This is a genomic window from Flavobacterium sp. (assembly GCF_024305175.1).
Classification (GTDB): Bacteria; Bacteroidota; Bacteroidia; order Flavobacteriales; family Flavobacteriaceae; genus Flavobacterium.
In genome coordinates this window covers 1-15771 of sequence record NZ_JAMWYY010000066.1, presented here as the reverse complement: position 1 = coordinate 15771, position 15771 = coordinate 1, and the positions used below count along the sequence as shown (strand labels likewise).

The 15771-nt window shown below is 43.3% G+C and carries 13 protein-coding genes; 9 read left to right on the top strand and 4 right to left on the bottom strand.

Annotation, left to right across the window (positions count from 1 at the left end; translation table 11 throughout):
- Positions 1-138: 138 nt before the first annotated feature.
- The 4 genes from Q0K96_RS12980 to Q0K96_RS12965 all read right to left on the bottom strand — a co-directional run bounded on the left by Q0K96_RS12980 (position 139) and on the right by Q0K96_RS12965 (position 3485).
- Positions 139-636, bottom strand: a complete 498-nt coding sequence (locus tag Q0K96_RS12980) for a nuclear transport factor 2 family protein (RefSeq protein WP_297334411.1) — start codon at positions 634-636, stop codon at positions 139-141.
- Between the two features lie 66 nt (positions 637-702).
- Entirely contained in the window at positions 703-2049 is a 1347-nt protein-coding gene (locus Q0K96_RS12975) for an ammonium transporter (RefSeq protein WP_297334410.1), read from the bottom strand.
- Positions 2050-2143: 94 nt separating this feature from the next.
- Entirely contained in the window at positions 2144-2704 is a 561-nt protein-coding gene (locus Q0K96_RS12970) for an HpaII family restriction endonuclease (RefSeq protein WP_297334409.1), read from the bottom strand.
- Position 2705: 1 nt separating this feature from the next.
- Positions 2706-3485 (bottom strand): HNH endonuclease, encoded by a 780-nt coding sequence (locus tag Q0K96_RS12965; protein ID WP_297334408.1) that lies wholly within the window; start codon positions 3483-3485, stop codon positions 2706-2708.
- A gap of 332 nt (positions 3486-3817) precedes the next feature.
- On the opposite strand from Q0K96_RS12965, the gene Q0K96_RS12960 reads away from it, so the two are divergent.
- From Q0K96_RS12960 to Q0K96_RS12920, 9 genes are all read left to right on the top strand, one after another.
- The gene (locus Q0K96_RS12960) at positions 3818-4852 is read left to right on the top strand and encodes a ligase-associated DNA damage response exonuclease (RefSeq protein ID WP_297334407.1); all 1035 of its coding nucleotides are present in this window, start codon (positions 3818-3820) and stop codon (positions 4850-4852) included.
- On the top strand, positions 4849-6453 hold the full coding sequence (locus Q0K96_RS12955) for an ATP-dependent DNA ligase (RefSeq protein WP_297334406.1): 1605 nt from the start codon (positions 4849-4851) through the stop codon (positions 6451-6453). Before Q0K96_RS12960 ends, Q0K96_RS12955 begins: the two co-directional genes overlap by 4 nt.
- Positions 6454-6802: 349 nt before the next feature.
- A complete protein-coding gene (locus Q0K96_RS12950) occupies positions 6803-9262 on the top strand; it encodes a ligase-associated DNA damage response DEXH box helicase (protein WP_297334405.1) in 2460 nt (819 codons plus the stop codon).
- A 446-nt stretch (positions 9263-9708) separates the two neighbouring features.
- Positions 9709-10350 carry a ligase-associated DNA damage response endonuclease PdeM gene (gene pdeM, locus Q0K96_RS12945; RefSeq protein ID WP_297334404.1) on the top strand — a complete coding sequence of 214 codons (642 nt, stop codon included), beginning with the start codon at positions 9709-9711 and terminating at the stop codon, positions 10348-10350.
- Between the two features lie 208 nt (positions 10351-10558).
- Complete coding sequence (locus tag Q0K96_RS12940) at positions 10559-11653, top strand: acyl-CoA desaturase (protein ID WP_297334403.1); 1095 nt, start codon at positions 10559-10561, stop codon at positions 11651-11653.
- 247 nt (positions 11654-11900) lie between these two features.
- Positions 11901-13295, top strand: coding sequence for a cation:dicarboxylase symporter family transporter (locus Q0K96_RS12935; RefSeq protein ID WP_297334402.1), 1395 nt, complete (start codon positions 11901-11903; stop codon positions 13293-13295).
- A gap of 112 nt (positions 13296-13407) precedes the next feature.
- The gene (locus Q0K96_RS12930) at positions 13408-13920 is read left to right on the top strand and encodes a DinB family protein (RefSeq protein WP_297334401.1); all 513 of its coding nucleotides are present in this window, start codon (positions 13408-13410) and stop codon (positions 13918-13920) included.
- Between the two features lie 356 nt (positions 13921-14276).
- Complete coding sequence (locus Q0K96_RS12925; protein ID WP_297334400.1) at positions 14277-15317, top strand: glycosyltransferase family 9 protein; 1041 nt, start codon at positions 14277-14279, stop codon at positions 15315-15317.
- 195 nt (positions 15318-15512) lie between these two features.
- On the top strand, positions 15513-15771 hold a 259-nt coding region (locus Q0K96_RS12920; protein ID WP_297334399.1), incomplete at its 3' end, for a hypothetical protein.

The window sequence follows — 15771 nt, the reverse complement described above, 5'->3', positions numbered from 1 at the left end:
TAGCTTGTTAAATTTCGAAATATTTTTAATATATTATATAAAAGTTAAATATTTCATATATATTTGCACAGCAAGTAAAAAAATAATTTTTTACGATATTTTGGGGATAGAAAACGGAAGCAATTTGCTTCCGTTTTTTTATGGCTTTAAAAGGGTATCTTCATATTTAGCTTTTAACGGCAACACCTCTTTTGTAATTTCATTAGGTATTGTCATGCTTAAAACATAGTGCTTTATCTTCCATTCGCCTTTGCTATTTCTTTCTAAAACACCAGAGCCACGGCAGCCTTTCATCCAGGTGTCAAGCAGTTCGTCAAACCAGGCTGTGTTACCGTCTTTACTAAAGTAAATGTTGCGCTTTACAGCTTTAAAATCCCATGCTCTGCCCTTATCAAAATAAGGTTTAGAAAAAGCGGCAAAAGCTTTTTTATCCCAGTTCTCGGTAGCATCAGTACCAATATAATGCCCGTCTTCCGCTATCTTATCAAAATAGCTGTTGTAATCTGCATTAGCAGCATCCTCATGCCATTGGGTTAAAAAGTTATTTACTTCTTCCTTTGCATCAGTATTGCCGGTTCCTATTGGTGTTTTACACGAAATGATGATAAACGCTGTTAGCAGGATAAATTTTTTCATAAAAGTCAATTTCTGATTGATGCAAAGCTAAAGCAATTACGTTACTATTGTTCAAGTTCAATAAATTTACCCCAAACTTTCGTTGTGCTGGCTCATGTCTAGCCCCATTTCTTCTGACTCCTCGCTCACACGCAGCGGGATGAACAGGTTAGTAAACTTATACAGCAGCATAGCGCCAAAAAACGAAAAACCAGCCACAAGCACAAGTGCCGTCATATGATGGCCGAAAACGCCCCAACCGCCATGCAGCAGGCTGGCATTTTCACCCTCCGCAAAAATAGCGGTAAGAATCATACCCATAATACCGCCCACCCCGTGGCAGGCAAAAACATCCAGTGTGTCGTCTATGCGTTTAAGGGCTTTCCAGTGTACCATAAGGTTGCTTACAATAGCAGCCGAAAACCCAAAAAACATGCTCTTGGGTATAGATACAAATCCCGCGGCAGGTGTTATGGCAACAAGGCCCACAACGGCACCAATGCAACATCCCAAAGCCGAAACCTTGCGTCCGTTGAGCCTGTCGAAAAAAGCCCAGGTAAGCATAGCGGCAGCCGAAGCAATAGTGGTAGTAGCAAAGGCCATAGCGCTGGTATGGTTGGCAGCAAGCGCCGACCCTGCATTAAACCCGAACCACCCGAACCATAGCATGCCGGTACCCAACAGCACAAACGGAATATTGGTTGGTATATATTCTGCATTTTTGCGTTTGCCTAACACCAACACCCCGGCTATTGCCGCGAAGCCGGCACTCATGTGTACTACCGTCCCGCCCGCAAAATCCTTAACGCCAAAGTAAGCGCCCAAAAGTCCGCTGGGGTGCCATACCATATGGCAAAGGGGTGCATATATTACTATAGAAAACAGGCATATAAACAACAGGAATGATATGAACCTGATGCGCTCTGCCAATGCCCCGGTAATAATGGCAGGGGTAATCACGGCAAATTTCATCTGGAACAGGGCAAACAATATAAACGGTATGGTGCTTGCCATAGCCGAATGCGGATGCTCATCTACATAATCAAAAAAGGCAAAGTCTGTGGGGTTGCCTATAATGCCATAATAAGTACCGTTTATGGTAATACCGATAGGGTCTCCAAACGAAAGGCTGAAACCTACCGCCACCCACAGCATACTGATAACCCCTAGGCAGATAAAACTTTTCAGCATGGTAGAGATAACATTCTTTTTACCTACCATACCCCCGTAAAAAAACGACAGGCCGGGCGTCATCAGCAGCACGAGGCACGAAGCGGTTAGTAACCATGCTACATCGGCGGGCACAATGGTATCGGTATTATTAAAACGTTTTGAAACACTAACGGAGGCATGCTCCCAAAAAAGTCCTGTTATACACACTGCTGCCGTAACAAAAAAAGCGACTATCCAGCGTTTTTCTATTTTTTTATCCATAACACCCCTATTTATGTGGGAGTAAAAATAATAAAAATATTTTTTTGAAGCATATATACAAAAAAATAGGGGGGGGTTATTGTTTTGCGTTAATTTATATTTGATGTCCTATTTTCAACTCAAGACTAATCCTGATTTTTTTTGAGAAAATTTCAGTAGTTGTTATTACTATACAAGAATTAAAAAGTTTATCTAAAAATCTATCAATATTTTCGCCATAGAAAATCAATTCATTTCCAATTTTCATGACAGGATAATATTCATGTAAATTTCTATTATCATTCCAAGCTTCCAATTCATTCATTCCGCGCGCCAAGTGATCAAGCAAAGATTTAACTTTATACGTATAATACAGTTTTTTAAAATCTTTTTCAAGATTTAACGGGTTTAAGCTAATCAATTCTTCGACGATAGATTTAAGCGAAGTATGTTTGCCGAAATGTTGGAACTTAACTATATATGAAAGAAGTTCAGGTAGCTTACTGTCTATTAAAATGAGGTTACTCAAAAATACTTCTCCAATAATTTTGTGAAAAACTACATTTTTGAATATTAAATCTGAGCCTGTAACTTCAAATACGAATTTTGACTGTTTTGTTGAAAGTAAACTTTCACTCTGCTTTAAATATTTAAATTTCACACGCTCACAAATCATATCATTTAGAATTGAATATTGTATCACGATGATACTCTAAAAAATGTTTAGAAGGATTGTATTTTACAGTATCAATCAGTTTTTGATTTTCTATTGGTGCAAAATATTGGGCATAATATTGTTTTGAACTATTTTCTTTTAAAGTTGAAGATAACAACACTTTGTAATCATCGTTAAAACTAATATACCCTCTGTCAAAAGCTCTATCATAAAGTGCAGATAGACAAATACCATTTTCAGGATTTAATCTTTCTTTCTCGTTTTTAGACCAGGGTAAAATATGACTTGCAAATAGAAGGTCGGGAATATCAATGTTTGTAATCGCGCATTTAGAACTATAGTTCATCATAATAATATCACGAAACACGCATTGATTTACACGTGTTTTCACGGCTCTAATTTTCGTTTCACCTTTTAAGTCCCTTGTATCAAACAATACCTGTTGATATTTATCTTCTAACTCAATATTTTGCCTTTCAGCCAAAATGCGTTCACTTTCAAAAATTAACTCTTCCTTATTCTCAAAAAACTCATCCCATATTGGTTGTACTTGCCTTATACCATTTGACAGACCTTTTACACCGCGATTTTGATGATAAGGATCTACACTGGCAAAATTTCCTAAACGCATTCCGACAGCACTTGGCGTACGGTTAATAATATTCGCCAATTCAATAATCTTTGGATGTGTTTTGTTCGTTTTTCCAAACTCTATTTTCATATATAAGTTAAAAGCTAATATTAATTCTTCCCTTGTCCAAAGTCTTTGTTTTGCAGCCATGATTCATCAGATTGTATGATAAATTCAAATCTACAATTTTTACATATATGAATTTGTGTTTGTAGTGATGTATGCGATAAGTCTAATAAAATATGTGTTCTTATACCGCATTTAGGACAGCCAGTAGGTTGGTCATTATATAAATAAATTTCATCGTATAATTTCATTCAGTAAAATTATCCCCATGCGGACAATCAGCCCGCCTACTATTGTCCGCACAAGAGTGGTTTTTATCAACATAATTAATTTTCAACAAACGTTAAACTTACCTCAAGCTGCTTTCAAAAAATACTTACAGTTTGTAACTTTAGTTGGTTATAAAAACAGCAACCATGAAGCAGCCCCTGCTGGTATTTAATGATAAGGGCATATACTGCGCCCGCGCCAATGTGTACCTCGACCCGTGGCGGCCTGTAACCAATGCTATTATCACCCACGGCCATAGCGATCACGCCCGTTGGGGGCATAAAAACTACATTACCCACCACCAGAATGTACCCATTATAAAACACCGCCTGGGCGAGATAAGCGTTACGGGCAAGGAGTGGGGTGAAACCTTTAGCGTGAACGGTGTGACCTTTTCGCTGCACCCTGCCGGGCACATCATCGGCAGCAGCCAGGTGCGCGTAGAGTACAAAGGCGAGGTGTGGGTATTTACAGGCGATTACAAGACCGAAGACGATGGCATAGCCACGCCCTATGAGGTGGTTAAATGCCACACTTTTATAACCGAATGCACGTTTGGTTTGCCTGCATTTAAATGGCTTCCGCAGGATGAGGTTTTTAAGGATATCAACGCATGGTGGGCGCAAAACAAGGCAGAGGGCAAAACATCGGTACTGTTTGGCTATACACTGGGCAAGGCACAAAGGCTTATAAAATATCTGGATACCAACATCGGCAAAATATATACCCACGGCGCGGTAGAGAATATGACAGAGGTTGTACGCCCAATGGCCGACCTTCCGCCTACCACCCTTATAACCCGCGAAACCGGAAAAGAAGAAATTGCGGGCAATATAGTAGTGGCACCGCCCAGCGCCCACGGCACACCGTGGATAAGAAGAATGGCGCCCTATGTAACCGGTTCGGCAAGCGGGTGGATGGCGTTTCGGGGCGCTCGCCGCAGGCGCGCTATAGACCGGGGATTTGTGCTGAGTGACCACTGCGACTGGCAGGGCCTGCTTGAAAGCATTCGTGCCACAGGCTGCGAAAAAGTAATATCTACCCACGGGTACAGCGATATTTTTTCGGCCTACCTGCGCGAGCTGGGCTATGATGCCCGTACCGAACACACGCAGTATGAAGGCGAAACCGATGAAGGAGAAAGCAAAACCCCGGCAGAAAAAGAAGATGACGAGGCATGAAAAATTTTGCACAGCTTATAAAAACACTCGATACCTCTAATAAAACCAACGTAAAAGTAGAGGCACTTACCGAATACTTTCGCCATGCGAGTGATAAGGATAAAGTGTGGACGATTGCCATACTTTCGCACCGCCGCCCGCCACGACCCGTTAATACCACCCTGCTGCGGCAATGGGCAAGCGAGCTGGCAAACATTCCGCTATGGTTGTTTGAAGACAGCTACCATATTGTGGGCGACCTTGCCGAGACCATCGCACTGGTAATCCCCACAACAGAGAACCAAAGCGACAAAAGCCTTTCGGAATATGTAGAGGAAATGATAGTGCTTAAAACCAAAACCGAACAGGAAAAACGCGAGTACCTGCACCAGAACTGGCTCGCGCTTAATTACTATGAGCGTTTTGTGTTTACCAAGCTGATAACAGGCAGTTTCCGAATCGGCGTAAGTCAAAAGCTCATGACGCGCGCCCTTGCCCGCGTTACCGAAATGGATGAAGATATACTGGCACATAAGCTGATGGGCGACTGGGATCCGCAGCGCATTACTTTTCAAAAACTCGTGCTGGATGAAAAGCCTGCCGATATGCTCTCTAAACCTTACCCGTTTTACCTGGCGTATGCACTTGAGGGCGAAGTGCAGGATTTGGGTAACCCCGATGAGTGGAGCGCCGAGCACAAGTGGGATGGCATCCGTTCGCAAACCATTTTGCGTAACGGGCAAATGTATGTATGGAGCCGCGGCGAAGAATTGGTGATTGATAAATACCCGGAGTTCCAGAGTTTCCTGAACGTGATACCCGACGGTACGGTTATAGATGGGGAGATACTCCCCTGGGTAGAGGGCAGCGTAGGCAGCTTTAACGATTTGCAGACCCGAATAGGCCGAAAAACATTGTCACCTGCCCTGCTTAAAAAAGTGCCTGTAATTATAAAAGCTTATGACCTTTTAGAGTGGAAAGGCAAAGATATACGCGAGCTGCCGTATGAAAAACGCAGGGAGTTATTGGAAGGGGTGATAAAGGTGGTAAAAGATTTTAATCTGCCGTTACAGCTTAGCGAGCGCATCAGTTTTGAAACATGGGAAGATGCACTGCGCGAAAAAGAACGAGCAAGGGAAGTCCGTAGCGAGGGGCTGATGTTTAAGCGGAAGGACTCGCCTTATCTGGTTGGGCGCAAAAAAGGCGACTGGTGGAAATGGAAGCTCGACCCGTATAGTATAGATGCGGTGCTTACCTATGCCATGCGCGGCAGCGGGCGGCGCGCCAACCTGTTTACCGATTATACCTTTGCGCTTTGGCAGGATAACGAAAACGGGGAAAAGGAACTGGTTACATTCGCAAAGGCTTATTCCGGGCTTACGGATAAGGAGTTTCGCATGGTAGATGATTTCATAAAAAAGAATACGTTAGAGCGATTTGGCCCTGTACGCAGTGTTACACCCAAGCTGGTGTTTGAGATTGGTTTTGAGGGCATAGCACTAAGCGGCAGGCACAAAAGCGGTGTAGCTACGCGCTTTCCGCGGATACTGCGCTGGCGTACTGATAAAACTATTGAAGAAGCTAACACCATTGATGATTTGAAAGCACTGATACTTCGTTAATTTGAAAATGGGGAAAGTCTGATGAGGGATGTCGGGTGACCGATGTAGGGAGTTTTCCATTCCGAGCGTAGTCGAGGAATCTTTATTTGAGATGTCTCAATTCCGCTTTGCTTCATTCGACATGGAAGCACACTTCCATTCCGGGCTTAGTTGAGGAATCTATTTGAGATTTCTCAACTCCGCGATGCTCCGTTCGAAATGAAACGCTACATTTAGTTATCTGAGTTTCCATTCCGAGCGTAGTCGAGGAATCTAATGTAATAAAACACAAGTAAAACAATATTAATAAAACACATCGGACTTCGTACACCCCGTCTTCCGACAAAAAATCAACCTTAGCAAATTTATTTTGAACCGCGAACAGCTTTTTGATATTGCCACCGGATGGTTTGACAGTAAGGGATGGAAACCTTTTCCGTTCCAGACGCAAACCTGGACCGCTTTCCTGCAGGGAAAGAACGGACTATTGAACGCACCCACCGGCAGCGGTAAAACCTATGCCTTGTGGATGCCTGTTGTATTAAACTATATCAAAAATAATCCGGACTATAAAACCAAATACAAGCCCGGGCTAAAGGCTATCTGGATAACGCCGCTGCGGGCGCTCTCGGTAGAAATAAAACAGGCAGCCGAGCGCGTGGCGGATGATTTGGGCACACAGCTTACAGTGGGCATACGTACCGGCGATACTACCTCTGCCGAGCGCAGCAGGCAAAAAAACAAAATGCCCGACCTCTTGGTAACCACACCCGAAAGCATGCAGCTTATGCTGGCAAGCAAAGATTATCCTAAAATCTTTAAAGGCTGTACCGCTATAATAATAGACGAGTGGCACGAACTTTTAGGCACCAAGCGCGGCGTGCAGACAGAGCTTGCCCTTTCCCGCTTAAAAACTGTTGCGCCCAAAATGCGCATATGGGGTATATCGGCTACTATTGGCAACCTGCAACAGGCTATGGAAGTGCTGCTCGGCCCTGAGTCGGAAGCACTAAATAATGCCGTGATGATAAAAGCGCACATCAACAAAAAAATAAACGTGCTCTCGGTACTGCCAGAAAAAATGGATGCCTACCCCTGGCGCGGGCACATGGGGCTTCATTTGGTAGATGAGGTAGCCGCTATCATAAAAAAGAGCAGGACAACCCTGATTTTTACCAATGTGCGCAGTGCCTGCGAAATATGGTATCAGGCGCTTTTAGATAAATATCCTGAATTTGCAGGGGATATGGCGATGCACCACGGCAGCATCAGCCGCGAAATGCGGCAGTGGGTAGAGCAGGCCATACGCGATGAACAGTTAAGGGCTGTGGTATGCACCTCCAGCCTTGACTTGGGCGTAGATTTTGCCCCTGTAGAAACTGTAGTGCAGGTGGGTGGGCCTAAGGGTGTAGCGCGCTTTTTGCAGCGTGCCGGGCGCAGCGGGCACAGGCCGGGGCAGGAAAGTAATATTTACTTCCTTGCCACACACGCCATAGAACTGGTAGAAGCTTCGGCGCTTAAAAGGGCGGTGGAAGAAACTGTTGTAGAAGACCGTGTGCCCTACCTTAACAGTTGGGATGTACTGGTTCAGTATTTAGTCACGCTTGCAGTGTCGGACGGATTTTATCCTGATGAAATATTTAAGGAAGTTAAAAGCACTTTTTGCTATCAGGCCATTACGGAAGACGACTGGCAGTTCTGCCTGAATTTCATTACGCGCGGCAGCCAGAGCCTGCAGGCGTATGACGAATTTAAAAAAGTTGAGATTGAGGAAGATGGCAGGTTTAAGGTAAACAGCAAAGCTGTTGCCCTGCGCCACCGCATGCAGATAGGTACTATTGTGGGCGATGCAAGTATAAATGTAAAATTTCTGGGAGGTGGCTATATTGGCAGTGTAGAGGAATGGTTTATATCCAAGCTAAGTCCCGGGGATGTATTCATTTTTGCAGGGCGCAAGCTCGAGTTGCACCGCATTAAAAATATGGAAGTACTGGTGAGGAAGGCCGACCCTGGTGCAAAGGCAAAACATGCCAGCTGGATGGGCGGGAGGCTTACCCTTTCGGCGCAAATGAGCGAGCTGCTGCGCGAAGAGCTTTATGCAGCCAACACCAATTCGATGTCGCAGGAATTAAAAGCGCTTTCCCCTGTATTTGAGCGGCAGCGAAAAGAATCGATTGTGCCGGATGAAAACCAGTTCCTCATCGAAACCTTTAAGACCCGGGAGGGTTATCATGCTATTTTTTACCCGTTTGAGGGGCGTTATGTGCATGAGGCACTGGCAAGCCTTATGGCGTTTCGCATCAGCCTTTTGTCACCCATTACATTCTCACTTGCCTATAACGATTATGGTTTTGAGCTGTTATCCGACCAGGAGATAGATATGCAGCAGGTTTTGGATAACGACTTGTTTACGCCCCTGCACCTGCACAGTGATTTGCAACGCAGCCTGAATGCTACCGAAATGGCGCGGCGCAAGTTTCGCGATATAGCCGTAATTGCCGGGCTTGTGTTTACAGGCTATCCTGGTAAAGTGGTAAAAACAAAACACCTGCAAAGCAGCAGCCAGCTTATTTTTGAGGTTTTTCGCGATTATGAGCCGGATAACCTTTTGTTTCAGCAGGCCTATCGCGAAACTTTTGAGCACCAGCTTGAAGAGGGGCGCCTGCTCCTGGCATTAGAGCGCATACAACGGCAGGAAATAGTGTGGAAGCAGTGCGAAAAGCCTACGCCGTTCAGTTTTCCGATTATTACCGACAGGCTGCGCGAGCGTTTGTCAAGCGAAAGCCTTGCTGACAGAATAAGGCGTATGACGGCAAGTTATATGAAGTAGGATGTCGGATGTCTGTTGTCGGATGTTTTAAAGATTCTGAGATTTCTCAGCTTCGCTATGCTTCGTTCGAAATGGAAGGATATTGGGTTTTCCATTCCGACTGAAGCGGAGGAATCTATAAAGGGTTTTGCTTGGTGTTTGATGTCTTGAAGATTCTGAGATTTCTCAACTTCGCTGCGCTCTGTTCGAAATGGAACGAATATTAGGTCTCCCATTACAACTGAAGCGGAGGAATCTATAAAGGTTTTTGCTTGGTGTTTGATGTTTTGAAGATTCTGAGATTTCTCAACTTCGCTGCACTCTGTTAGAAATGGAACGAATATTAGGTCTTCCATTCCGACTGAAGCGGAGGAATCTCTATAACATCAAATCTTCAGACACCCGACATCCGCTTTCAACTTTAACTTTTGCCCGTTACTGCTAATCAGTATCTTTGCCAAACTGCAATGACATTAGAAATCTCGATCAATAACAACACATTTGTGCTGCACTGTACCGGAGCTGTGTACTGGGTAGAGAAGCGCATGCTGCTTATCAGCGATGTACATTTAGGCAAGGTGTCGCACTTCCGCAAGTATGGTGCAGCCATACCGCGACAGGCCAAGTACAAGAACTTCCTGAAGCTCGATACTGTAGTCTCATTCTTCAGCCCGGAGCGAATTTGCTTTTTAGGAGATCTTTTCCACAGTACGCTTAATAACGAGTGGGATTTATTTTCTGACTGGATTAACCGAACGCAAATTCCTATAGTTTTGGTGGCGGGCAACCATGATATAATCAGTCCGCATAAATACGAAGCATTAGGTGTAAGCGTTTGCAGCGAATGGCAGCTTAGCGGCTTTTTATTATCACACCACCCCGAACAACGGGAAGGGCTGTTTACCCTTTGCGGACATATACACCCCGCAGTATTGCTAGAGGGCATGGGCAGGCAATTTGTAAAGCTGCCGTGTTTCTTTCGTAGCCCGCAACAAATGATACTCCCCGCCTTTGGCGAGTTTACGGGCACTTACATAATGGAGCCTGCCGATGGCGATACTATTTATGCAATTACCAAAGATGATGTTGTGGCTGTTGCGGTAAAATAATTAACTTAGAGAAAGCCATACTCTTAAAGTTTTCCGTATTTCCTGAACAAATGCTTGCTGGCTTGGTTTTTGTTCCTATATTTATTGCTGCACAGGAACTCGCAATATATCTCTGATACTTTCCCTATTACAGATTATTCTTTTTTTCCGCATCACAAACCGGTACATAGTGTAATCCGGACAGTGTGTTAATGCGTAGTTATTATATATGAACACCAGATTAAAATTCAGCAGGGCCAATAAAACTTCTTTTCTGGCTACTGTACGTAAAAGGGTTGACCTCCATTTTAGTGATATAGGCAATAATACTAATGCTAACAGAGAAATGTGGGCAAAAACTATATTTTTCCTCACATGTTTCTTTGGTCTGTATGGTCTTATTATATCCAACATTTTCAGTGCATGGGCCATGCTGCCTATGGCTATTCTTCTAGGTATGTTCAGTGCGTTTGTAGGCTTTAATATTTGCCACGATGCCATACATGGTTCTTTTTCTTCAAATAAAATTGTGAATAAGGTATTCAGTTACCTGTTTAACTTTTTAGGCGCAAGCCCCTATGTATGGAATATCACCCACAACGGGGTGCACCATACCTATACCAACATACCCGGGCATGACGAGGATATTGAAGTAGCTCCGGGGCTTATCCGTATTTCAGACGAGGAGCCTGTTAACCGTATACAGCGCTATCAGCACTGGTATGCCTTCCCGCTTTACGGGCTGGCTTCTATATCATGGGCCTTTAGGAAAGATTATAAAAAATTCTTTCAGGCAAAAGTAGGGCAGATAGCTATGCAGCATCCTAAAAAAGAATATTTTAATCTTTTCTTTTCTAAGGCTTTATATTACTTCTTTTTTATTGTGTTGCCACTGCTGGTGCTTAATGTTACCTGGTGGCAGTTTATAATAGGTTTTGTTGCGCTGCACATGGCGCAGGGCATAACTATGGGGCTGGTTTTTCAGCTGGCGCATGTAGTAGAGGGTACCCATTTCCCCGTGCCGGATGAAACGGGAACTATGGAAGAGGCCTGGGCAGAACACCAAATGCGTACAACGGCCAATTTTAGCGGCGACTGCCCGTTGGCCGCATTCTTTTTAGGAGGGCTTAACCGCCAGATAGAACACCATCTTTTTCCGAAAGTATGCCACATCCATTATGGTAAAATAGGAAAGATTGTTAAGCAGACTGCCAAAGAATTCAATATACCTTATATAGAGAACCGTACTTTTTTCTCGGCTTTAAAGTCGCATTACCGTATGTTGAAACGTTTTGGCAGGGATGCAGAGGTGGTGCGTGTATAGCTTGATAGGAATGAATTAATTATTGAGATGTCTCATTATGCTTTTGTTTCATTCTATAATGACAGAATATTATCCCTGACACTTGTAGTTGCGTTCAAAAAGCAAAATCTTCATATTTGCCGATCTTCAAATTTTCAAATTGCTTCGTTTTCTTTCGCATTTTTAGCCTAAAAACTATTTTTCCTTTATTTTTACCGCGCAGTAATGCATTTTCTGTAAAAACGTATTAAAAATAACAGGCAAATTTATGTTTAAGTCCCGCTATATAGATTTTTTCACGCTTATAATTATTACCCTTACCGCAATAGTATATCTTTTTGATTACATATTCGAAACGGTGCCTGACGGTATTACCACATTTTTCAGGTGGGCATCGGTTTTCGGGCTTATCTTATACGGAATTAAGAAAAGAAGCCTTACCACATGGATACTGGTGTGCCTGGTTATTGGCGCGTGTGTTGGTTATGAGTTTCCTGATGTAGCCGTAAACCTGCGGGTACTGAGCAAGATATTCCTTAAGCTGATTAAAACTATTGTAGGCCCGCTTATTTTTGGTACGCTGGTATATGGTATTGCCGGGCACAGCGATATTAAACAGGTGGGGCGTATGGGCTGGAAATCATTACTCTATTTTGAAGTGGTAACCACCATTGCCCTATTTATAGGTATCGCGGCCATTAACCTGTTTCCGGTAGGCGAGGGGATAGAAGCGCCCCCTGCCATGCACGATGATGTAGCTGCAGCCGAACCCCAAACCTGGCAGGATATTATATTGCACATTTTTCCTGAAAACATAGCAAGGTCTATGGCAGACGGCGAAGTATTACAAATAGTGGTGTTTAGCGTGCTGTTTGGTCTCGGGCTTATCATGGTGCCGCAAAAGCACCGCCAGCCAATGGTTGATTTTACCCATAGCCTTTCGGAAGTAATGTTTAAGTTCACGAACATAGTAATGTACTTTGCCCCTATTGGCGTAGGTGCTGCAATGGCTTATACTGTGGGCCATATGGGGCTTAGCATACTGGGTAACCTGTTTGGGCTGCTGCTGCTGCTGTATGGAGCGCTTGCTGCTTTTGTTTTATTGGTACTACTCCCAATTGCCCTAATTGCAAGAATACCAATAGGCTCTTTCCTGCGGGCTATTAAGCAACCGGTTTCTATTGCATTTGCAACTACCAGTAGCGAGGCTGCACTGCCGCGTGCTATGGAAGCCATGGAGAGCATAGGCGTTCCGCGTAAGGTAGTATCGTTTGTTATGCCTATGGGCTACAGTTTTAACCTTGACGGTACAACGCTTTACCTTTCTCTCGCCAGTGTGTTTGTGGCACAGGCTGCAGGCATAAATATGAGCTTTGGCGAGCAGCTGATTATGGTGTTCACACTTATGGTAACAAGTAAGGGCGTGGCGGGTATTCCGCGAGCATCATTAGTTATACTTATGGGTACTGCCGCTTCGTTTAACCTGCCGGTATGGCCCATAATGGCAATATTGGGTATAGATGAGCTTATGGATATGGCACGTACCTCTATAAATGTGGTGGGCAATTGCCTTGCCTCGGCATTCATTGCAAAGTGGGAGGGTGAATTTGACCCGAACCGCGAAGGCGGCGATGAAGTTTTTGAAGCAGAGCCACAGGAATAAATCTATTCCATAAAAAAATAAAAAAGTAAATTTTTAAAATCCTGCTGACACAGGGCTGTCACTGCCTGTAAATAATTTTGGTGCAGATAATAACACTTAAATTATTTACAATATGGAAAACAATGCAGCAACATCAGCAACAATTACAGTATTTACCCCCGAAACAGTATTACATCACTGGCAGGGGCACAGGGGCCTTACACGCAGGGTTATAGAGGCGTTTCCTGAAAAAGACCTTTTTAATTATTTTGTTGGCGGTATGCGTACGTTTGCACAGATGGCAATGGAGATTATTGATCTTACCGGCCCCGGTATACAGGGTATTGTAACAAATGAATGGGATAATGCAGATGAGCTGCCCCACGCTACCGGCGAAGGCATGCCGCAAAGTAAAGCAGAACTACTGGCCTTATGGGATGAAATAACCGATGTGCTTAACAGCTTGTGGCCTGAAATTTCACCCGAACGATTTTCTGAAACGGTGCTCGCATTCGGGCAGTATGAAAACACAGTTTACAAAACCATTTTATATTTTATTGATAACGAAATACACCACAGGGCGCAGGGATATGTTTACCTGAGGGCACTTGGCATAACGCCACCCCCTTTTTGGGAGAGGCCATAATCAACAAACCACGCTTTAAGCGTGGTTTTTTATTTAAGAAAACTTTCATATTTATGGCTTTGCAGGCTAAAGCAAACGCAGTAACTTAAACTAAACTAATATAGTAAGGTTACTTATGCAGGCAAAGCGAAAGCAATATCACATTTTCTACAGGCTGGAACAGCACTTGGACAGGGGGCACTTGCAGGCGGGGCTGGAGAGCCGTATTATAATGTAACATCTTGGGCTTTTTAAAAGCAGGGTGTAGCGATTAGGTACTTACCTTAAGCAAATCTTAAGTTTATTTAGCCTGATTGTTAAAATGCTTTCAATATATTGCCATGTTATAGTTGAAAGGAAACAGGAAATTAAGTAAAATGCTAAAAAAAATCAATAAGCTGCGCAAGGGCCTCATGCAGGGGCTCACTAAAAATGTAGGCAGCAACACAGGCAATAAGGCCGATTTTAAACAGGAAGAAATTAAGCGGATACTGATATGCAGGCCCAACCACCGTTTGGGTAATATGCTGCTTATAACCCCTTTGGTGCAGGAAGCTGAGAAAACCTTCCCGGGTGCAACTGTCGATTTGTTTGTTAAGGGTGGTGCGGCTTGTGTTATTTTTCAGAATTATGCTTCTGTGCGCAACATTATACAACTGCCTAAAAAACACTTCAAACAATTAGGGCAGTACATTGGGGGCTGGTTTAAACTTAAAACCAATAAGTATGACTTGGTGATTAATATAAGCCCTAAGTCATCTTCCGGCAGGCTTTCTACAAAATCGGCACGCGGAAGGTTCAAAATATTTGGAGATATTGCTCCGGTTGATGCTTTGAATACCGAGATGCGCCATATTGCCAAATACCCCGTTTACAACCTGCGTAATTATATCAGCATGATGGGTGGTGAGCCGCAAGAGGGCGCAGTACCGGGGCTTGACCTTAGGCTGTCTGAAGCCGAGCTGCGCGGAGGGAAGGAAAAGCTGCAAAACCTTGCGCCCGAAGGTAAGCCTGTTATCTGCATATTTACCTATGCTACAGGCACCAAGTGCTATGCGCAGGACTGGTGGGGCGTTATTTATGATAAGCTGCTACAAAAATATCCTGAATATGATATAATAGAAATACTGCCTGTAGAAAATGTATCGCAGATAAATTTCATGGCGCCATCTTTTTACAGTAAAGATATACGCGAAATAGCGGCTGTTATTGCCAACGCTAAGGTGTTTATTGGTGCCGATAGCGGTATGATGCATTTGGCGAGCGCCTCTAAAGCGCCCGTTGTAGGTCTTTTTGCGGTTACTAACAGTGCCATTTATACGCCTTACGGTAACGGCAGCGTTGCTATAGATACCTCAAAATGTGGTGAAAATGACCTCTTTGATGCTGTAGATAAGATAGTAGGTAGGGCCGGTTAAAAAGAGGGAGAGAAATGAATTCCAACTTTCCAGTGGAAGATTTGGAGCGTTTATTGAACATTCCTGTAATGATAAATCACTAAAACTTACTTGTGTTTTTCAAATGAAAATGGTTTCTCCTCCCAAACTAGAACAAAGCTTGGCAATTGGTTTCATTTACTTGATATATGGTTATATTAAATCGAATTTTTAATCATGAAATTATTTGACGACATTATTAGACAACCACTTTCTGATGCACAAGGTAAAAGGTTAACCAAGTATCAACAACTTAATCAACTCGAATCTGAGGGAATAGATGAAGAGAGAAATCGAATAAATCAGTTATTCGATATAATAGACGATGAAGATAAAGCAAAATTTAAAAAAGATCTTGTAAGCGATTATGATTCTGGAAAATTTGAATTAGAAGTCTATGAAAATTTTATGAAATATGGATTTAAAATTTCAAAAG